The sequence below is a fragment of the Psychrobacter sp. P11G3 genome (assembly GCF_001435845.1).
GTDB lineage: Bacteria > Pseudomonadota > Gammaproteobacteria > Pseudomonadales > Moraxellaceae > Psychrobacter.
Genome location: NZ_CM003596.1, coordinates 2202570 through 2222618, shown reverse-complemented (window position 1 = coordinate 2222618; position 20049 = coordinate 2202570). Strand labels below are relative to the sequence as shown.

Annotated in this window: 17 protein-coding genes; 2 read left to right on the top strand and 15 right to left on the bottom strand. The window is 42.5% G+C overall.

Annotation, left to right across the window (positions count from 1 at the left end):
* Positions 1 to 191: 191 nt before the first annotated feature.
* The 9 genes from AK824_RS08860 to queC all read right to left on the bottom strand — a co-directional run bounded on the left by AK824_RS08860 (position 192) and on the right by queC (position 10920).
* Complete coding sequence (locus AK824_RS08860; RefSeq protein WP_057760827.1) at positions 192 to 1259, bottom strand: DUF475 domain-containing protein; 1068 nt, start codon at positions 1257 to 1259, stop codon at positions 192 to 194.
* 227 nt (positions 1260 to 1486) lie between these two features.
* Complete coding sequence (locus AK824_RS08855) at positions 1487 to 2062, bottom strand: TerD family protein (RefSeq protein ID WP_057760825.1); 576 nt, start codon at positions 2060 to 2062, stop codon at positions 1487 to 1489.
* 267 nt (positions 2063 to 2329) lie between these two features.
* Positions 2330 to 3211: an IS982 family transposase gene (locus AK824_RS08850; RefSeq protein WP_057758743.1), complete on the bottom strand. Its 882-nt coding sequence runs from the start codon at positions 3209 to 3211 to the stop codon at positions 2330 to 2332.
* A gap of 161 nt (positions 3212 to 3372) precedes the next feature.
* Positions 3373 to 5679, bottom strand: coding sequence for a bifunctional 23S rRNA (guanine(2069)-N(7))-methyltransferase RlmK/23S rRNA (guanine(2445)-N(2))-methyltransferase RlmL (gene rlmKL / locus AK824_RS08845; protein ID WP_057760823.1), 2307 nt, complete (start codon positions 5677 to 5679; stop codon positions 3373 to 3375).
* Positions 5680 to 5829: 150 nt separating this feature from the next.
* Positions 5830 to 7014, bottom strand: coding sequence for a mechanosensitive ion channel family protein (locus AK824_RS08840; protein WP_227511147.1), 1185 nt, complete (start codon positions 7012 to 7014; stop codon positions 5830 to 5832).
* Positions 7015 to 7178: 164 nt separating this feature from the next.
* Complete coding sequence (locus AK824_RS08835) at positions 7179 to 8669, bottom strand: dihydrolipoyl dehydrogenase (protein ID WP_057760819.1); 1491 nt, start codon at positions 8667 to 8669, stop codon at positions 7179 to 7181.
* Positions 8670 to 8814: 145 nt separating this feature from the next.
* The gene (locus tag AK824_RS08830) at positions 8815 to 9312 is read right to left on the bottom strand and encodes a peroxiredoxin (RefSeq protein ID WP_057760817.1); all 498 of its coding nucleotides are present in this window, start codon (positions 9310 to 9312) and stop codon (positions 8815 to 8817) included.
* 175 nt (positions 9313 to 9487) lie between these two features.
* Positions 9488 to 9817, bottom strand: a complete 330-nt coding sequence (locus tag AK824_RS08825) for a hypothetical protein (protein ID WP_057760815.1) — start codon at positions 9815 to 9817, stop codon at positions 9488 to 9490.
* A 326-nt stretch (positions 9818 to 10143) separates the two neighbouring features.
* On the bottom strand, positions 10144 to 10920 hold the full coding sequence (gene queC, locus AK824_RS08820; RefSeq protein ID WP_057760814.1) for a 7-cyano-7-deazaguanine synthase QueC: 777 nt from the start codon (positions 10918 to 10920) through the stop codon (positions 10144 to 10146).
* Positions 10921 to 11345: 425 nt separating this feature from the next.
* Here queC and ttcA point away from each other — a divergent pair, with 425 nt between their 5' ends.
* A complete protein-coding gene (gene ttcA / locus AK824_RS08815) occupies positions 11346 to 12368 on the top strand; it encodes a tRNA 2-thiocytidine(32) synthetase TtcA (RefSeq protein ID WP_102093657.1) in 1023 nt (340 codons plus the stop codon).
* Between the two features lie 125 nt (positions 12369 to 12493).
* On the opposite strand, the gene AK824_RS08810 is transcribed toward ttcA, so the two are convergent.
* The 6 genes from AK824_RS08810 to ccoN all read right to left on the bottom strand — a co-directional run bounded on the left by AK824_RS08810 (position 12494) and on the right by ccoN (position 18674).
* Positions 12494 to 13075, bottom strand: a complete 582-nt coding sequence (locus tag AK824_RS08810) for a FixH family protein (RefSeq protein ID WP_057760810.1) — start codon at positions 13073 to 13075, stop codon at positions 12494 to 12496.
* Positions 13076 to 13293: 218 nt separating this feature from the next.
* Positions 13294 to 14703 carry a cytochrome c oxidase accessory protein CcoG gene (gene ccoG / locus AK824_RS08805; protein WP_057760808.1) on the bottom strand — a complete coding sequence of 470 codons (1410 nt, stop codon included), beginning with the start codon at positions 14701 to 14703 and terminating at the stop codon, positions 13294 to 13296.
* Positions 14704 to 15220: 517 nt separating this feature from the next.
* Positions 15221 to 16366, bottom strand: a complete 1146-nt coding sequence (locus AK824_RS08800) for a c-type cytochrome (protein ID WP_057760806.1) — start codon at positions 16364 to 16366, stop codon at positions 15221 to 15223.
* Positions 16366 to 16545, bottom strand: coding sequence for a CcoQ/FixQ family Cbb3-type cytochrome c oxidase assembly chaperone (locus AK824_RS08795; RefSeq protein WP_057760804.1), 180 nt, complete (start codon positions 16543 to 16545; stop codon positions 16366 to 16368). Before AK824_RS08795 ends, AK824_RS08800 begins: the two co-directional genes overlap by 1 nt.
* Positions 16545 to 17183, bottom strand: coding sequence for a cytochrome-c oxidase, cbb3-type subunit II (ccoO, locus tag AK824_RS08790; protein ID WP_057760802.1), 639 nt, complete (start codon positions 17181 to 17183; stop codon positions 16545 to 16547). The genes AK824_RS08795 and ccoO overlap by 1 nt, the downstream gene beginning before the upstream one ends.
* A 9-nt stretch (positions 17184 to 17192) precedes the next feature.
* The gene (gene ccoN / locus AK824_RS08785) at positions 17193 to 18674 is read right to left on the bottom strand and encodes a cytochrome-c oxidase, cbb3-type subunit I (RefSeq protein WP_057760799.1); all 1482 of its coding nucleotides are present in this window, start codon (positions 18672 to 18674) and stop codon (positions 17193 to 17195) included.
* Positions 18675 to 19540: 866 nt separating this feature from the next.
* Between ccoN and AK824_RS08780 the strand changes: the two genes are divergently transcribed.
* Positions 19541 to 19930, top strand: coding sequence for an SCP2 sterol-binding domain-containing protein (locus tag AK824_RS08780; RefSeq protein WP_057760797.1), 390 nt, complete (start codon positions 19541 to 19543; stop codon positions 19928 to 19930).
* Positions 19931 to 20049 lie beyond the last annotated feature (119 nt).

Sequence of the window (20049 nt, the reverse complement as noted above, 5' to 3'; positions counted from 1 at the left end):
TTTAACCATTGATTGTCTCAATTATGGGTCATTTCGATATTTTGGGGCTTCAATACGGCCTAATAGAGTGGCAAAAACAGTATGACAAAAACAGTATGACAAAAAAACAGGCCATACCTGATGATATGACCTGTTTAGATGTATAACTAGATACAGATTACACTGAATACAGATTACACTGAGAACATGCCTTAGTTTAGGCTTGCTTTCTCAGCTTTACGATGCTGAAGTGACGCTAGCAGCGCCCAACCAATAAAGGCAATACCAATCAGACCAGTGATAATCTCTGGTACATGGAACTTCACTGACAATAGCATAATCAGTGCCAATGCGCCGATTGCATAATGCGCACCATGCTCAAGATAGATAAACTCGTCAAGCGTGCCTTTGTCTACCAAGAAGATAGTCATAGAACGTACGAACATCGCACCAATCGCAAGACCTAACATGATAACAATCACGTCATTGGTGATTGCAAATGCCCCAATCACACCATCGAAACTGAATGAAGCATCTAGGACTTCTAAGTATAAGAAACCAATGATACCGCCCTTCATAATGGCACTGGTCGCCGCAGCGCCCGAACCATTCTCTTCGTTTTCTAGGTCTTCTTCCAGATCGCCCTCGAGCATACCTGATACAACCTGTACGCCCAGATAAACCAAGATACCCCAAACACCTGCGATTAGGACAGCACTTGACTGCTCTGCATTAGCCCACGATACCGCAATCATCAAGACGATAAGCGCTACAAATACGCTCATGGCATCGACTTTGCCTAGCTTGGCTAAACGGCTCTCAAGCCAGTCAAACCAATGTACTTCTTTGTCATCAAAAATAAAGTTCAAGAATACCAATAGTAAGAAAATACCACCAAATGCTGAGATTTCCGCATGGTGTGCCATTAGTCTTGCCGAGTATTCTTCAGGGCTATATAAAGCCAAGTTGATGACTTCCATCATACCAAGGTCAGCAGTAACCGCGACGATGACAATAGGGAAGACCAATCGCATACCGAATACGGCGATTAGGATACCAACGGTTAAAAATATCTTTTTCCAAAATTCGTCCCAGCCTTTGAGGACTGAAGCATTGACCACCGCATTATCAAAAGATAATGAAATCTCCATGACGGCCAAAATAGCGGTAATAGAAAGAGTGGCTATCATGCCACCCATACCGCCATGTGAATATCCCCACCATGCTGCTATTGCCAAAGCAATTGCGGTGAAGATAAAGTCTAAATAAAAATGTCTCATGACACATCCTGTATGGTTGCGTAAAGCTAAGGTCTACCTAGTATAGGCATGAACCGCAAAAAAGCGGTTATTACTAACCACTTTTTATGCATAATTTTAAACGAAACGTAAAGCATTACTAGTCATTTGGCCATTAAAAATTGTGACTATTTGCAACGATGGCGGTTTGCTATTTTGGACGTGATGACAGTGACTAATAACTGACTAAATACCAGTAAATAATGGTTTTAGATATCGACACCGTATTGCTGACACATCGCTTGCAAGCCGCCTGAATAGCCTTGACCAACAGCGCGGAATTTCCATTCGCCGTTGTGACGATATACTTCGCCAAACACCATTGCTGTCTCTACAGAGTAGTCCTCTGCTAAATCAAAACGTACCACTTCAGTGCCTGTTTCTTCATTGACGACACGGATAAAGGCATTGGCGACCTGACCAAAGTTCTGACTACGCGCTGCAGCGTCATGGATAGTCACTGTCACGACTACTTTATCTACGTCTGCAGGTACTTGAGTGAGATTTACTTTGATAACCTCATCATCACCGTCGCCTTCGCCAGTACGGTTGTCACCAGTATGCTCGACAGCGCCATTGTCAGACTTCAGCTGATTGTAAAAGATAAAGTCATGATCGCCGCGCACTTTGCCTGCGCCATTTAGCAAAAACACGCTAGCATCAAGGTCGAACTCAGCACCAGAAGTGGCACGCTCATCCCAACCAAGACCGATAAGTAGCTTGGTTAAATTTGGGTCAGTTTTCGTTAGCGATAAATTACCGCCTTTATTAAGTGATAAAGCCATGGTGTTATCCTTTTTATTAGACGTTAGTGGTTTTATAGGTTATCGAAAAAAGGCGATGCTTACGCAATAACTGCGCAAATCCATCGCCTAGTAACGCTCTATCATAGCAACAAAAAATGGCCCAATCAAAGCTGATTGGGCCATTGTTATATTTCATATACATTCGGCAAAAAACAGAAGTTTCAGGTACTTATATTGCCCTTATAAATCTATAGTCTTATTTAACCCCAGTTCGGGATAAGCCACATTATAACTCATTGATACTATTTACAATGTTGCTACCTGTCCCTGCTGAGGCATATTTTTGATGGTGGGTTTATAGGGAAACCAGCAATAAGCAATTAAACCTGACAGCAAGTTTGTGATAAACCCCGTGACACTACGATGGCGTGAATGCTCAATCTGACACAAGTTTTTAAGCTCCCCAAACACCGTTTCAACCAAAGAGCGATGATTGAGTAGTGCCTCATCCATAGGCTCAAGTAATTGGGGTTTCATATTACGCCGAAGTTTCGTTATCAGCCTAGTATCACTGTGTTTTGTGAGCCACGCGTTTAGTGCTTTACTGATGTATCCTCTATCACCAAACAGCTTACCAAATAACGGCGTTGCCATATCCTTAACAGGCACTCTGTCATCCGTATTACCCGCAGTGACTTTAACAGATACAAGCTCGCCCTTATGATTGATAATGGCGTGCAGCTTAAAGCCATAGAACCAGCCCATGCTGCTTTTGCCTCGGGTTGCAAGTCCCTTAAAGACTTTATGACGGTAGATACGCTTGTTATGACAAACTGCTATCTTGGTTGAATCAATATAGCTGATACCCGTACAGTCGCCCATCATGCTTTGCAAGTAGCTGCACAGTGGTATGATACTGCGCGGTATAAGCTCTATAAATCGCGAGTAGCTCGGCAGATTTGGAAACTCCCGTTTCATCATGCCAAGCATGTGATGGTAGTAAAACGCCTTAAACTGTCGATAACGTAATTGATGAAACAGTATCAAGATGGTCATAATCTCTGCTACACTTATCTGGCATGCTCTTAACCTTTGGTGTCCCGTTGCGATTAAATGAGCGTCAAACTCAGGTTTGAATTGCTGATAAAAGTCGTCAATATGGCAGTATAGTTCGGTTAGGTTGTCCATGTAAGAAGTCCTTGTTGTGAAGTTTGTCTTGGTAAACTTACTTTAGCAACTTCGGACTTCTTTTTTTATTTTTTTTTTGAGCCCTTATCCCGAACTGGGGTTATTTATCAAAATCCTGTTTACGGACTTTAGATTCTAAGCTTTAAATTTAAAACTTCGAATTATAGACTTTGACGATGACGAATCTCAAAGCTTTGATGAATCGGTTTTTTGATATTGAAATCAAAGCCAATGGTTTTTTGCGTGATATCAATGATGTCATAACGCTGAGTCAACTGCTCATCTAACTCAAAACGCGTAAAGTTGTTAGAAAAGTATAAGACGCCATCAGAGGTGAGGCGGTTCATGGCACGATTAATCAATGCAGCATGGTCACGTTGTACATCAAAAGTACCTTGGAATTTCTTAGAGTTTGAGAAGGTCGGTGGATCAATAAAGATAACATCGAACTGCTCGGTATTGTCTTTAATCCACTCAAAGATATCGGCAGCAACGAATTGGTATTTATTGCGGCTAACGTCCAAACCGTTCAAGACAAAGTTTTGTTTGCCCCAATCTAGATAGTTCTGTGACAAATCAACGCTAGTGACTTTTTTCGCACCAGCAAGCGCTGCATGCACACTTGCGGTACAAGTATAAGCGAACAGGTTAAGTACTGCTTTACCGCGGCTGTTGTCCTTGATACGAGCACGCATATTACGGTGATCGATAAACAGACCGGTATCTAAATAATCTGTAAAGTTGACATACAGATAGGCACCATCTTCACGCGCAACATGAAACTTGCCACGTTTTTCTGTGGTGTTCTGCTTACTGTATTGGTCGTTTCCAGACTGACGGGCACGCGTTTTGATAAAGATCTGTTCACGGTTAATATCAAAGACTTCACGGATACCCATCAATGCCAAGTTAAAGCGTTTTTTTGCGGTCTCAGGCGGGATGGTCTTTGGCGGCGCATATTCTTGCACATGCGCATAATCACCGTATAAATCGATCGCAACTTTGAAATCAGGTAAATCAGCATCGTAAACACGAATGTTGCTTACATTGTCTTTTTTGGCCAGTTTTTTAAGCTTAGCAAGGTTTTTTTGCAGACGATTAATGAAGTCTTGACCCTCTTCTACTTCAATCTCGCGTTTCTCAAAACGACTAACAAGGTTGCCAGTTTGTCCAGCGATAAGCGTTCCGTAGCGGAAATAGACAGTGATGGCACCGTTATGACAGCGTAAGGTTTTTGGTTCTTTAATCGGTAGAATATCTACTTGTTCGACATGAGAGGCCAATATGCCAAGCATCGGGTCAATGCCACTACCGGCAAAGCTGTCTTGCAATATCAGCCCAATTGCTTGATACAACGGCTTAATCATTTCTTCATCACCTAAACGCTCACCATACGGTGGGTTGGTAATGACCAAAGGATTGCTCAATCGACCATCATTGACTAATGGCTTGAGCACGTTGCTGAGTTGGTCAAGCGCACGATGTTCGATATCGAGTAGCGGTAAAAGGTCTTGTAAACCTGCGGCAATTAAGTTCTTTTCTGTGGCAAGAATCGCACCACTATCAGCATCAAAGCCTAGCATAAGCGGCAATGTATCAGGCTGCTCATTGGCAATCTCTAATGCTTCGCGGAAACGCGTTTGAGCATCATCGATCATCTCTTGCCATAGCGTCTCGTTATGATGCTGCCACTGGTAAAAGCCAAATTGATTGGCAGCTTTGTCGATACCCACGGCATAGTCGCAATGCATCAATAGCGCTTCGATAAGGAACGTTCCAGAACCGCACATTGGGTCGATTAACGCATTATAGAAAGGTGCGTCGCCAGCTTCATTTTTCTTGTGCCAACCAGCGCTATAGAGTAGGGCAGCTGCCAAGTTTTCTTTTAGTGGTGCTTCTGTCATGGCCACACGGTAACCACGGCGATGCAAACTGGTACCGGATAAATCTAAATACAGCTCTGCTTGCTTATCATTGATAGTTGCAAAAACAGAGAAGTCTGGATTTTTGCTATCGACGTTAGGACGGCTATCGTAAACTTCGTTAAACGTATCGGCAATCGCATCCTTGATACGTAGCATCGCAAACTGCTGACTGACAGCGACACGCTTATCAACAGACAGACGGATAGCAAAGGTTTGCTCTAGGCTAAACTGCTCAGTCCAATTGACCGATTTTGCCAAGCCGTATAGCTGCTCTGCGACATCGTATTCTGCATTGATGTTTTTACGTTTAATCAGCATCAATACCCGCGAGGCTACGCGTGACCATAGGCAAATAGTATATAGCTCACGTAAGCCACCAGTGACAGCTAGACGGCCGGTACTTTTGATTTCGCTGTCAATGCCAAAGCTAGTTAGCTCAGTCTGCAGTGGTGCCTCAAGCCCATCGGCACAGGTAATAATAAGATCAAGCGACAACTCTGGTGAAGCTGCTGTTAGAGATGCGGGCGCGGTTTGTTCGGTCATACGGGTACCTGTGGGCTAAATTGACAAAAAAGCAAATAATAAGATAATCGGTGTAACCGGCAATTTTACCATAATTCACAGTAGGATGGTTCAAAGTAGCCGTGTTTAAGATTTTAAGATGTGATAGCTAAATACGTGACAATAAATTCTCTACTCACCCTTCGTCAGTGGTAATTCCTCTGGGACGATTTGAGTGGTGGTCGCAAAGGGCTTGGTCGCAATAGGGTAGTCAACATCCTTTGGCATCAGCAATCGCATATGCGGATAGGGCGTAGAAATATTAGCCGCATCAAACGCAATTTTAATCTCTTCTTGCAGCACTTCTTTAATTTTGGGGATACGGGCAACGGCTGCTGGTTTGACCCAAAAGCGTACGATAAAGAACACCCCGTACTCACCAATTTCTGCCACAGTCGCTGAAGTCTCAGGACGATTAAGCACCGCATCGGTATTGCTGAGTACTTGCAAGATCTCCTTGCGAGCCGTTTCTATATCATCTTCGAACGCGATACGTACGCGAATATCAAAACGGATAAAGTTTTTGGAAGTCAGGTTGATGACTTCTGATGAGGCAACATTAGAGTTTGGAATAATGACAGTGATGTTGTCTCGAGTGAGAATATGAGTGGTGCGCAACGCGATAAGTACCACGCGCCCTTCATTGTCATTGATATGAATCCAATCACCGACTTGAAAAGACTGCTCAAGCAGAATGGTGATACCAGCGATAAAATTAGCAAGCGTCGATTGAGCAGCAAAACCAACCGCCAAACCAACAATACCCAAACCTGCTACTAACGATACAATGTCAAAGCCAAATTGCGCCATGACGCTGGCAAGCCCGAGTACCAATAGTAATACAGATAAAATATTTTTGAGTAGCTGCTCTATGGAAGCATTGAGACCATAGTGCTGTAGGACTTTGTGAATGATTTGTCCTGATGATGCCCAAAGTACGTAATAGATGCCCGCCCAAGTGCTTGCCTTCGCGGTGGCCTTGATGGTTTCTGGCTCAAAGTTTATCTGACTCATAATCGCTATCAGACTGGCGACAATCCAGACATAGCGCAAAACTGAACGGACAATCTTGGTGCGGCGCTCATTCAATCGAATTTTGGCACGGCTTTGCCTAAGGATATAATTGGCCAACCAATAAAAAAATCCCAATACCGCAAGCAGTATTAGGATTTTGATGCCAGTGCTCGCCAATTCTACTGCTTGAGAGGACCAATTAAGTGACTCTTCATCTATAGAGCCGCCGAGAGCAAGATATAGGCTAGTATGTAAGTCGCGAACGATCTCTTGAAAAAAGTCGGTAACACTAGCGATTGGCATTTTTTCGTCCATGCAGGATGTGTTTGTACAAAAAGTTGTAAACGAATATCTATTTATAAATTACCTCAAGTCGTCAAGGCAATCAAATAAAGTAACAGTTAAGACTAATTACTATCAACTTGAAAGCATTACTGACTTGAGGACTTAGCTACCTAAACCACCTATTAAGAATTATCCTTTTGGGCATCTAGAGACTGGAAAGGTATCTCCATTTTATATTGAACATCACGTAGCGCCGTACGTAGACCCTCTAGTATCGTTGGATGATAAAAAGGGGTGTCGAGCATATCTTTAATACTCAGATCATTGGTAATCGCCGTAGCAAGTATATGACCGATATATTCAGCGTCAGGACCGACCATACTGGCGCCTAAAATTCTGTCTGTCTTTTTACAGCCATAGATATGTAGTAAGCCGCAGTTGACACCCATTACACGGCTACGTCCTTGATTATCAAAGCTCACACTACCGATAACAAATTCGAGTTCTGAATCTTTTTGAATCTCTGGTAGCGACATACCAACATTGACGATTTGCGGTGAGCAAAATACGATAGAGAAAGGGGTCGCAGGTGGGCGAATATAGGCCGCTTCTGTGTTTTCGCAGACCATGCTGCCCGCACTATAGCCTTCATCGCTGGCCACATGCAGTAACGGAATATTAGCATTGGCATCACCAACGATATAGACGTTTAAGTCGCCAATCTGACCTGTTTTTTTACTTAAATCTTTTGGACGGTTCTTATCGTCTAGCTCAACGCCCAAGTTTTCGATACCCAGCTGCTTAATATTGTTGCGACGACCAGTAGCAACTAAGACGTACTCGCCTTGCCATTGCTGAGACTCACCAGCGCTGTCTTTATATTTGATAAACGCACTTTTATTACCTTCATCTGCTGTTGTACCTACATCGGTAATTTCGCTGCCTAAATGCATGGTTAGTTCATGACTTAAGCAATCCATGGCTTTATTATTAATATCATCATCTTTTAGACCAGCCACTTGTTTGGCACGGTTTAGCAGCGTGACTTCTACACCCAAGCGTGTGAATGCTTGTGCAAGCTCTAGACCGATGGCACCAGCACCGACGACAGCCATCGTTTTTGGTAAGTCTTCAAGTTCAAAGACACTATCAGAAGTGAGCATGGTATCACCAAGCTTGTCCGCCCACCCATCAGGAATAAACGGCGAGCTACCGGTGGCGACAATGATTTGCTCAGCAGCAATTAGCTCACCACTGACCTCGATTAGCCCTTGTTCATTGATACGAGCACGACCGTCGATTTTCTTATGGTCAGGCCAGCTGTCTACTTGTCTTTTGATGTAGCTGGCAAAATGACTGCGTTCGTCACGCACACGCTCCATGACTCGTTTGCCATCGATTTTCGCGGACGCATGGATACCAAATTCATCAGAATGGTTGGCGTCATGTGCGCGATCCGCAGCTGCAATTAACAGCTTACTAGGCATACAGCCGACCGCAATACAGGTCGTAGTCCAAAATCCTTCATTAATAATGACCACGTCATCTTTGATTTTACTTGCTTGGCGAAAAGCGTTTTGACCTGCGGTACCCGCACCAATAATAGCGACAGATACTTTGCGCGTGACTTCTTTCGACGTATCGTCGGTAGTCGTGTCAGATTGTTTATTCATATTATTCTCTAATAGGGGCAAGGTTATATTCAGTAATAGATTGAATGCTTGGCTTATATTTTTTTATTCGGTTTTTATGGTTCTTATGATCAATGCTGATTTAACTATAACGTCAATAATACTGACCTAATTACATAACCAGGAATTATGGCGCCAATATAGTCAGTAAGCGACTGGTATAGTCTTTGGCACGTAGGTTACGCTGGGCATGAGTCAGTTCACTGTTTTTATTGAATACAAATGCCGAACGTACAAGGCCTAGCGTAACTTTGCCGTACATATTTTTTTCTTTGATAACGTCAAAATACTGGCATAGTTTTTCATCAGCGTCACTGATGAGTGGAATCTGCAAGTCATATTTGTCGATAAATTTTTCATGAGATTCAACACTATCACGAGAGACGCCAATAATGTCGTAGCCCAGCTCATCGAAGTCATGAAGGTACGAAGTAAAATCTGTTGCCTGTGTGGTGCAGCCTGGCGTATTGTCTTTGGGATAAAAATAGAGAATAAGACCTTTATCGGTATTGGCGACCATTTCTTTTAGATTGATTTCATCATGAATAAAGTTGCCAGCAAGCTTGCGTACTATGGTTACTGGAAAATCAGGTAGGTGAATGGTTTCTGTCGTTGGCTTGGCCATTATAAAATCCTTATTAGTTTTAGTTATGTGTATTGGTTTAATGATGGTTCTATTTATAGTGTTCTTATTATAGGCAGATTAGTAGAAATAAATAATCAGTTTTACACTTTGCCCATTCATTGGCAACAAAAAAGACTGGCAATGGCCAGTCTTTTGTATATCAAACGATTAGAGATTAAGCAGGTTTTTGTGGCTTCTTCAAATCCAAGCCAACGGTGCACTGCTGCAAATCTTTTTGCATCGCTTTCACATATGGCAGATTAGAAGGGTCTTTTTTGTCCTGCGCGTAGCTTTCGATTTCCCACATTTGACCGATAGTCATGTTGCTGCGCACACCAATAGTACAGTTACATAGTTTGGTTGCGTTGCTTTTGTCAGCGACTTTGTATTTGACTGCGCCATTAACACATGAATTAATATTGTCTTGCTTAATGTCAGCAGCGTTGGCTTGTGGCATGGCAAACAGGGCCGCTAAGGCTAGGGGTAGTACTGGCAACAACTTCATAAATTTCCTCTTACGGGTAGCGTCAATTTTTTATCTTTTGCTCAATGCAAAGTCAACTCATCAATATATGAGTGACCGATATCGTCAGTTACATCTTTCGATAAATATAATCGTTCATACGATAGCAAGTATGTCGATTAGAATACAAGAACGACGTGCTGTGTTAATGCAAGCGAATGTTGCGCGAATGTTGATGGGTCTCATCATTTCACGCAGCGTTTAGCGTTAATACATAGTCGGTTCGATATGATTTAAACATAACGAAGGATAGCGGAATAAGCGCGCCTTATACCTTATCCAATTTATATAGGACTGACTAAAATTAATTAAGACTGATAATGAGTAGGGTCAGTGACGCCAGCTTGGGCAAAGCCTTGACGACGCAATGCGCAACTATCACAAACACCGCAAGCAAGACCATTGGCATCTGCGCGATAACAAGAAATCGTCTGTCCGTAATCAACACCTAATGACAGACCAAGCTCAATGGTTTGGGCTTTTGATAATTGCTGCAATGGCGTTTGAATCGATAAGCGATGACCAGTAACGCCCGCTTTTGTCGCGAGATTGGCCATATGTTCAAAGGCAGCTATATACTCTGGGCGACAGTCAGGGTAGCCAGAATAGTCAACTGAGCTGACACCGATGACGATATGGTTGGCATCAGTGACTTCGGCGACTGCTAACGCGTATGATAAGAAGATAGTATTACGCGCAGGCACATAGGTATTTGGGATAGCGTCGTTATCGATTTCGTCGCGTTTTTTGCTAGGGAATTTATCCGAATCACCGTCTGGCACAATCATGCTGTGATCTGTTAGTGATGAACCACCCAGTTGTGCGATATCGATATCAATGATTCTATGATTGACACCTGCTGTCTCAGCGATGGTCTTTGCGGCCACAAGTTCACTATTGTGACGCTGACCATAGTTAAAGCTGACTGCTGTCACTGATGCATAGCGCGCTTTTGCCCAATATAAGCAAGTCACTGAATCGAGACCGCCTGATAAAAGGACAACCGCATTTTGGCTTTTGGTAAGAGCAGCTAAGTCAGCATCTGATGCTTGATCGGAGGTGTTTTGCAAAGTAACGTTAGTCATAGTGATATCTATTATTGGTTTACGAAAACGGCTATTTTAGCAAAAATACGTCTACTACAGAACCACGAAGCGACCAATCACCCGTCACTAAGCTAGTTTACATAGCACTGCAATAAAATAAAGTCGGTATTACTGTCATCTTTTCAATCTGTTAGCAATATTTGTTATAATCGCAGCTTTTAAAGTATCAGTCACATGACATTGGTGATAATGCTTTAAAAGCCTTATCGCAAATCGCTTTATAGTAAAATCACCCTTATAAAGATATTGAGTAACTTATGACCGCAGCAACCTTATTTACGCCAAATATTCCTTCTCAAGCTGATGATATATCTGATGCAATGAGCTTTGATAGTCAGGCTTTAGACACCGATACTGATAGTAGAGAGTACGATGACGTCTCTGAAGATGGCAGTGATGAGGACATGATTGACGAGCAGTTTGCCGATGCGCAAGCACCTACCGAGTCAGCGTACTTTCGTAAACTACAAAAGAAGCTGCGTCGCCAAGTCTCTTGGGCAATCCGCGATTTTAATATGATCGAAGATGGTGATGTGGTAATGGTCTGTGTTTCGGGTGGTAAAGACAGCTATACCTTACTCGATATTTTATTGCTGCTAAAACGCATTGCACCGATTCATTTTGATATCGTCGCGGTGAATCTTGATCAAAAGCAGCCAGGCTATCCGGAAGACATTTTACCTGCGTATCTAAACGAGCAGGGCATTGCTCACTATATTTTAGAAAAAGACACATATAGCATCGTCAAAAGCGTGGTGCCAGAAGGCAAGACTTATTGCTCTGCATGCTCACGTCTACGCCGCGGCTCACTATATGGCTTTGCCAAACAAATTGGCGCGACTAAGATTGCCCTTGGCCATCATCGTGATGATATGCTGGCGACCTTCTTTTTGAACTTATTCCATGGTGGTGCGCTCAAATCAATGCCGCCCAAGCTACTGAGTGATGACAAGCAAAATATGCTGATTCGCCCATTGGCCTATGTCGAAGAAAAAGACATCATTGAGTACGCCAAATTAAAGGAATTCCCCATCATTCCTTGTAATCTGTGTGGCAGCCAGACCAATCTACAGCGTGCCATCATCAACGATATGCTGCGTGAATGGGATGATGCTCACCCGCAGCGATTGGCTTCGATCTTTAAGGCAATGCAAAACGTAGCGCCATCACAGTTAGCTGATCGTGAGCTATTTGACTTTGAAACACTCAGTCTTGACCGTGATAATGATGAGCGTTTATTTGAAGGCGACAATATTCAAGCTGGGCAGACGGATAGTTTGGCTGAGATTGGTTTACCTGTATCACCAAGGACGCAAACGTTCAATCCTAAGTTCGCTAGTGATAAGCCTTATTCGACAGAGACGGATAAAGCCGCGCAAAACGAGCGTAAAGCACAGAAAATTCCAACGATTAACCCTGTAATTTAGTAATTGAAAAGTTAGTACGATATTAAATAGTGCTTACTAATTAACACGATATTGAATAGCTCAAAAAAGCCAGCCGATCTCTGACGAGCGGCTGGCTTTTTTATGTCTGGATGCTACTAACAGCATTAACTTTTAGCAAAAACTGGTAGCGGGTCAAAGCTGACCTTTGAACGAGGTAGTTTTGCGACGTCTTGCATACGCCAATCATCTTTACCGTCATTGCTAACCTGAAGGTAATACTTGGCTTTTACAGGATCAATATCGACTTGTGCGCTGTATTTATTGCCCTCAACATGCTTAAGGACAACGTCGCGGTCTTTTTTGATATCCGTTGCATGAGAAATAGAAAGCTCCAACGTATCAGGATAAGTAAGTGGCGTACCATTTAACAGCTTGCCTGACTGCACGCTTTGCTCAGGGTAGTTGAGATAAAACACAATATCGCCATTTTCTGCAAACTGCATTTGTCCATGCAAGTCTAAATCATACGTGAGCTTGTCACGAGACACATCATGATAGAGCGTTTTGCCATCCATATACCAGTCGTCACGTACCACGCTATCACGGATCTGGTAAGAGTAATAAACAAACCAAATACAAGCGATCACGACCGCAGCAGGCATGCCAATCACAAAGATAACGACCATGTAATTTTTATACCATGGCTGCTTATCTTGATGTTTAAAGTTCGGTGCTGGAGTAGACATAAAATACCTATGCATCAGATACGCATTTAATAGATAGCTGTTCATTAGACATCTATAAATGGTATCAACGGATAATTTGGCGGCTAAGCGCTACCAGTTTAATGGTAAAACATTTATTCGATAGCCTATCACTAGAACAATTAGCTATTTAACTACTTGCACTAGTTACAGACTACCGAATGACATACATGAAATTAAACAATGAACATATTAATTGTTTACTGACCTTGGGTCGTAAAGATATTTTGCTTACTTACCTTATACTTGCCATTTTCGCTGCTCACATTTAGCGTGACAGGCGTTTGGCCAAACTCTATTACATCAGGATCACCATAAATACTGACTGGCATATCAAAGCTTTCGCCAGCTTCTAATGGTACATCGTTAAAGCGTAGCTCTAAGCTCAGCCCTTTTTGCGGTGCTAGTGTTATCGTGTAGGTATGAGCATCCTGCGTCTTATTGGTTAGCTTAACGATATAGCTATTTTCAATCATGCCTTGATTGTTGATAGACGATAACTGATTACGGTCACGGCGGATATCAATTTCCAGTGGCACGCGATCGGTTAACGCATATATAACGCCGCCACATAGTACAGCCAACAATGTTAAGTAAGCAAATAGTCGTGGGCGCAGTACGCGGCTTGGCTCTTTTTCTGCCAGCTGACGTTCGGTCGTATAACGAATCAGTCCACGCGGATAGCCGACCTTGTCCATCACTTCATTACAGGCATCGATACAAGCCGCACACTGGATACAGGCAACTTGTAACCCATCACGAATATCGATACCAGTAGGGCAGACCTGCACGCACATGGTACATTCAATGCAGTCGCCTAAGTGCTCTGGATTTGTACCTTTTTTACGAGCGCCGCGCGGCTCACCGCGTTCATAATCATAAGATACGATCAATGTGTCTTTATCAAACATCACACTCTGAAAACGGCCATAAGGACAAATCTGTACACACATCTGCTCACGCATGTAGCCTGCATTGGCATAAGTAGCGAAGGTGAAGATAAACATTGAAACCCATACCCACGTTGGCCAGTCAGGGAATGGAATCACTCCTATTGACTGCCAGCTATGATATAGAGAGTCTGTTCCCGCCACATAACTAACAAAGGTCGCTGCTGTAATCACAGAAAGCAAAAACCAAATTGAATAAACAACCGTACGCTTGAATACCTTGCTCGCACTTAATGGTGCTTTATCAAACTTGATGCGTTTATTACGATCGCCAATCACCCATTTTTCAACATACTGGTATAGATGCGTCCATATCGTTTGAGGACAAGCATAACCACACCAAACGCGCCCTGCATATACCGTCACCATAAACAGCGTAAACGCGGCAATAATGGCAAATGCAGCAATAAAATAGAAATCTTGCGTCAAAAATGTCATGCCAAAAATATAGTAATGCTGCGATGGCACATCAAACCATATCGCTTGTCTATCATTATAGCGCAGCCATGGCAAAAGTAAAAAAGCCGCCAAAAGAGCATACATCGTGATGACACGAATATTTTGATAAAAACCTGTGACAAACCTCGGATGCACACGATGCTTGGTTGCATCAAGATCGACTTGTTGTACAGGAATTTTATTGGGTTGTTGTGCTGACATAAACGTGCCTCTTTAAAAAAAGAATCAGTCTGCTGGCATGATGAACAAACACCTCTAGCGTCGAGGTATATGAGTGTATGATGTTATCAATGTCAGTAAATAGCGGATAAAAAATTCGATAAAAAACTTTCTAATCTGCTTACCAAATGATCGATTATAAATATAGTTGGTTCAACATAATCTTGATACAAGCAAAGGTACTACAAGTAGTAGGCTAAACAAGCCTGTATCTGATTTATGAGAAATTGACTATCGTGTTATGTGATTGAGTCAGAGCGATATAAAGCCGTGACCAATAGACTATTTTAAAAAATAGCTATTCTAACATTCTCCCTACTAATAATGGGGTAATAATCGTAAAAAGCAATGAGTATATGAGAACGATTTCTAGTATTTATAGCCGCTCATCATTGTCATTTCTAAATGAAAATCAATACCGCTATACGCAAAAGGGAGAACTGCAATAACAGTTCTCCCTTCATTAAATCTTGTCCATATTTAGTACAGTAACAACGTCTTAGTTAGCAGTTGCTTCTTCAGTTGCTACAGGCTGAGTAGCTGCAGTCACAGGTGCTGCTTCAGGTGATTTGCCTGTTTTATCTGATAGTGAGTAGATATAAGCAGCAAGTAGCATGATACGCTCATTACCTAGCTTAGTTTCCCACTGAGGCATAACGCCAGCACGGCCATAACGTAATGTATTACGTACAGTCTCACGCTCACCGCCATATAACCAGATATTGTCAGTCAAGTTCGGTGCACCTGCTGAAATCATACCTTTACCGCTTTCAGAGTGACATAGTGCACACTGCTGCTTAAAGATAGCTTCGCCTTGATTAACCAAGGTTTGATCAAGTTCACCGTTACTCTTACTACCGTTGTTTGGAGATAGTGACAATACATACTCAGAAGCTGCACGTACACCGTCTTCGCCAATCTGATCGCGCCAAGCAGGCATACCGCCGATACGACCATTGTGTAGCGTGGTCAGAATGTTGCTAGCTTCGCCGCCATATAACCAATCATTATCTGTTAGGTTAGGGTAGCCTGTCGCACCTTTAGCGTTAGAGCCATGACATACAGAACAGTTCTGTAGGAACAAGCGGCTACCAACTTTTAAAGCATTCGGATTTTCAGACAGTTTTTCGACATAAGGAGCAAGTTCTGCAACTTTTTCGTCAATTTTAGTCTGTAGATCTGCTGGTGGGTTTTCGCTACGACGCATGGTCGCTTGTAGCTCATTTAGCGTACCAAGTGTCGCAGTCGCACCTGCAGCATCTGCTTTTACCAAAATGCTTTTTTCAAAGTTGTCGGTAAATACTTTGTTGTTGCTTTCAAGCTCACTGAACAACTCGTTTTTAGAGGTCCACGGTACAGTTTCACCGTCAACTTCTACGGTGGCGATACCTTCCCAGTGTTTCGGGAACATAGCTGGAAAGAATACCCAGTACGCCACACCCCAAACGATTGAACCAAAAAATATCACCAACCACCATTTAGGAAGTGGTTTGTCGTATTCTCGGATACCATCGTATTCATGACCAGTGGTACCGTCTTCCTCAACGTCTGGTTTGTATTTTAGTACAAACAGCAGAACGCCAAGAATAGAAAGCCAGCAACCGAAACTGATTAGCGTGATCCAAGAACTCCAAAAAAATGTCATCATTTATCCTTATTGCGCTGCTCTTCAGACAGAGATTTTATATCCTCGTCATCAAGCGCAAGTTGTGCATCTTCTTCGAAGCGTTTTTTGTTTTTTGGCGAATACGCCCACCATGCAACGCCTACAAAGGCAATAAAGGCAGAAACGGTCGCAATTGTTTGTAATTCACCAATACCCATTAGCGCTGTCCTTCCATTGCGGTACCTAACTGCTGTAGATAGGCGACCAAAGCGTCAAGCTCAGTAGCGCCAAGCACTGCATCTGGAGCGCCTTCAATATCTTCTTCAGTATAAGGAACACCGAAGCGATCGCGGAATAGACGCATTTTAGCTTGAATGTTTTCGCCATCTACTTCGTTAGTCGCCAACCAAGGGAAACCTGGCATAACTGACTCAGGCACTAGCGAACGTGGATTGATCAAATGTTGCTTTTGCCAATCTTCAGAATAACGGCCACCAACACGTGCTAAATCTGGTCCAGTACGTTTCGATCCCCATAAGAATGGATGATCCCACGTCGACTCAGCGGCACGTGAGTATGGTCCATAACGTTCAACTTCTGCACGTAATGGGCGAACCATTTGAGTATGACAAACGTGACATCCTTCACGGATATAAATATCACGACCTTCAAATTCAAGCGCTGTCCAAGGCTCCATAGCAGGAAGGGGAGCGTTCACCCCACCTTCTTCAGGACCCTTGTTGTCATAGATCAATGGCACGATTTCAACTAGCGTTGCAAAACTAATAGCAATCACGATACCAATGACTAACAAGCCTGTATTTTTTTCAATAATTTCATGCGGTGTACCAGCCATGATCGCTCCTTATACGTTAGCTGTCGAAGGTTTTTCGACACTAGGTTCATGATCCGTTGGATCAGCGACATCTACAGGCTTACCTTCTGGCATTTTGAGTGTTTTATAGCAGTTATAAGCCATTACAAACATACCCGATACATATAAGAAGCCACCAAATGCACGGCCAATATATGGGAAATGCGAGAATTCAACAGTATCAACGAAGCTATATACCAAAGTACCGTCTGGGTTAGTAGCAAGCCACATCATGCCTTGGCCAATACCTGAGATCCACATAGACACGATATAGAAGATCGTTCCTGCAGTCGCTAGCCAAAAATGCGTGGTGATTAAGCTGATAGAGTACATCTTCGGTTTGTTATAAATACGTGGTAACAGTACGTATAGCGAACCAATGGTAATCATACCAACCCAGCCAAGTGCGCCTGAGTGTACGTGACCAACTGTCCAGTCAGTGTTATGCGATAGCGCATTCACTGTTTTGATAGACATCATTGGGCCTTCGAACGTCGACATCGCGTAGAACGACAATGCAACAATCATAAAGCGAATGATTGGATCGGTACGCAGCTTATCCCAACTACCTGATAGCGTTAGTACACCGTTAATCATACCACCCCAAGATGGTGCAAACAGGATGATTGAGAAGACCATAGCAAGAGACTGCGTCCAATCAGGAAGCGCTGAATAATGCAAATGGTGACCACCGGCCCACATATATGAAGCAATCAATGCCCAAAAGTGAACGATAGACAAACGATAAGAATAGATAGGACGACCAATCTGTACAGGAACGAAATAATACATCATTCCAAGGAAGGCTGCCGTTAAGTAAAAACCTACCGCATTATGCCCGTACCACCACTGCACCATCGCATCAGTTGCACCGCCAAATAGCGAATAAGATTTGAACGCGCTAACTGGAATCGCCATGCTGTTTACGATGTGTAGTAATGCAATCGTAATGATGAAAGCGGCAAAGAACCAGTTAGCCACATAGATATGTGAGGTTTTACGTTTGATGAGCGTACCAAAAAATACAATGGCATAAGAGATCCATACCAAGGCAATTAGGATATCGATCGGCCACTCAAGCTCCGCGTATTCTTTAGTTGAGGTCAAACCTAGAGGAAGGGTAATAACAGCGGATACGATAACCGCTTGCCAACCCCAAAAGGTAAACCAAGCCAAATATGGCGCAAATAAACGCGTCTTACAGGTACGCTGAACGATGTAGTAAGACGTTGCGAACAGGGCAGAGCCACCGAACGCAAAAATCACCGCATTGGTATGCAGTGGTCTTAAACGACTAAATGTCAGCCATGGAATGTCAAAGTTGAGTGCTGGCCATGCTAACTGTGAAGCAATGAACACACCAAGACTCATGCCGACGATGCCCCAAACGACAGCCATGATCGTAAAAAATCTTACGATAGTAATTTCATACTCACGGTCAACTGGGGCGACTGCTGTGTTTTGTAAACTCATTGGATGATTCCTTTACAGCCCGAATTATCAACAGAATTAACCAACAATCTATGTTGTCTGCACTATAAATACTCTCAAATTTGTATTTATACTAGCGCCAACACATGTTGTTTTTTGGCTTATTTAGCGCAATGATGTCATTAACTATCGATTTAGGCCCTTACTGTCTATTAGTTAATACTAATAAATAGAAATAGGCATTTCATACACTTTACTTAAAGTCAATCGATAGTAGGATTGTTAATAGATCATCAAGGTAAATAAGAAGACGCGCCGTTTTGAGCATCAAACATCTCATAAGGCTAAATATGTATCTTAATTATTACGAAAAAATCTGTACTAATGAAGATAGATACCCATATCTATAGGGCTATTAAAACGCATTGACCATAGATGTATGCTAGCGGCGGCTGACAAAAAACACGATTATGTAATGTTTGGTTAAAACTCCCGACTCTGTTTAAGGGTATTGTAACGCAATCCTAATTAAATATCATCAGAACTATGCGCCAAAATACAAACTCTTTGGTATAAATGTTAGCGAGCAACTTATTATTGCTGTGCTACTCCTCTATTTTATACACAATTTTGTCACTATTCTAGATGCTCATTTTGATTGAATAGGGGAAGCGCTCGCTAGACATAAGCGTAGGCTTGCAAAGAAGTTTTGTAACAATAACATTGCTGAGCCGATAAATAGGTTTTACTTCTTATCAAGTCGCCCTTTATAATGAGGCTGAACGTCATTAATGGCTATGTATCGCATAGGTCTATTGATAGCAATCATTTTAATAATTCTAATAGTTAGGCCAAGAGTGCCTCAAGGGATATTGGCCTGACAGAATATCAATTAAGGATAATATAATATGGCAGTTTTTTTGACAGATGAATGGTTTGAGCAAGTAGAAAAAATGGGCAACGAAGCAGGTGAGTTAAACTTACCGCCAGTACTTGCCAATATGGTCGTCAACCTAAAAGTGGCTGAAGCTGATAAAACTATCGAAGCCAATTTTGCAAATGGTTTGCTGCATCGCGGCTTAAACGATAATGCAACAACGACACTGCTACTAGATCGCGATATTCTACAGTCTATCATCACTGATTTTGATACCAATCAAATCATGGGTGCGTTTATGAGTGGCAAAATCCGTGTCGAAGGTGATATGTCACAGCTAATGGCCGTACAGACTGCACGTCCAAGCGCAGAGCAAAAAGAGCTATATACTCGCATCAAATCAATGACGACGATGGCTTAATCATATACCTATACGATTTTTACGTTACGTTTTGCATTGAAAGAATTCATAAGACACAGAAAAGCCCCTAATTCATATTAGGGGCTTTTTTATTGCGTAAGTACATAAGTAAGCATGAA

Coding starts and splice junctions, on each gene's coding strand:
- AK824_RS08830 (WP_057760817.1), bottom strand. CDS start 9,312: ATGGCCAAGCCAACGACAGAAACCATTCACCTACCTGATTTTCCAGTA.
- ccoO (WP_057760802.1), bottom strand. CDS start 17,183: ATGGCTGGTACACCGCATGAAATTATTGAAAAAAATACAGGCTTGTTA.
- AK824_RS08780 (WP_057760797.1), top strand. CDS start 19,541: ATGGCAGTTTTTTTGACAGATGAATGGTTTGAGCAAGTAGAAAAAATG.
- AK824_RS08860 (WP_057760827.1), bottom strand. CDS start 1,259: ATGAGACATTTTTATTTAGACTTTATCTTCACCGCAATTGCTTTGGCA.
- rlmKL (WP_057760823.1), bottom strand. CDS start 5,679: ATGACCGAACAAACCGCGCCCGCATCTCTAACAGCAGCTTCACCAGAG.
- AK824_RS08835 (WP_057760819.1), bottom strand. CDS start 8,669: ATGAATAAACAATCTGACACGACTACCGACGATACGTCGAAAGAAGTC.
- AK824_RS08800 (WP_057760806.1), bottom strand. CDS start 16,366: ATGACATTTTTTTGGAGTTCTTGGATCACGCTAATCAGTTTCGGTTGC.
- AK824_RS08795 (WP_057760804.1), bottom strand. CDS start 16,545: ATGGGTATTGGTGAATTACAAACAATTGCGACCGTTTCTGCCTTTATT.
- AK824_RS08840 (WP_227511147.1), bottom strand. CDS start 7,014: ATGCCAATCGCTAGTGTTACCGACTTTTTTCAAGAGATCGTTCGCGAC.
- AK824_RS08825 (WP_057760815.1), bottom strand. CDS start 9,817: ATGAAGTTGTTGCCAGTACTACCCCTAGCCTTAGCGGCCCTGTTTGCC.
- ttcA (WP_102093657.1), top strand. CDS start 11,346: ATGATTGACGAGCAGTTTGCCGATGCGCAAGCACCTACCGAGTCAGCG.
- ccoG (WP_057760808.1), bottom strand. CDS start 14,703: ATGTCAGCACAACAACCCAATAAAATTCCTGTACAACAAGTCGATCTT.
- ccoN (WP_057760799.1), bottom strand. CDS start 18,674: ATGAGTTTACAAAACACAGCAGTCGCCCCAGTTGACCGTGAGTATGAA.
- AK824_RS08810 (WP_057760810.1), bottom strand. CDS start 13,075: ATGTCTACTCCAGCACCGAACTTTAAACATCAAGATAAGCAGCCATGG.
- AK824_RS08855 (WP_057760825.1), bottom strand. CDS start 2,062: ATGGCTTTATCACTTAATAAAGGCGGTAATTTATCGCTAACGAAAACT.
- AK824_RS08850 (WP_057758743.1), bottom strand. CDS start 3,211: ATGGACAACCTAACCGAACTATACTGCCATATTGACGACTTTTATCAG.
- queC (WP_057760814.1), bottom strand. CDS start 10,920: ATGACTAACGTTACTTTGCAAAACACCTCCGATCAAGCATCAGATGCT.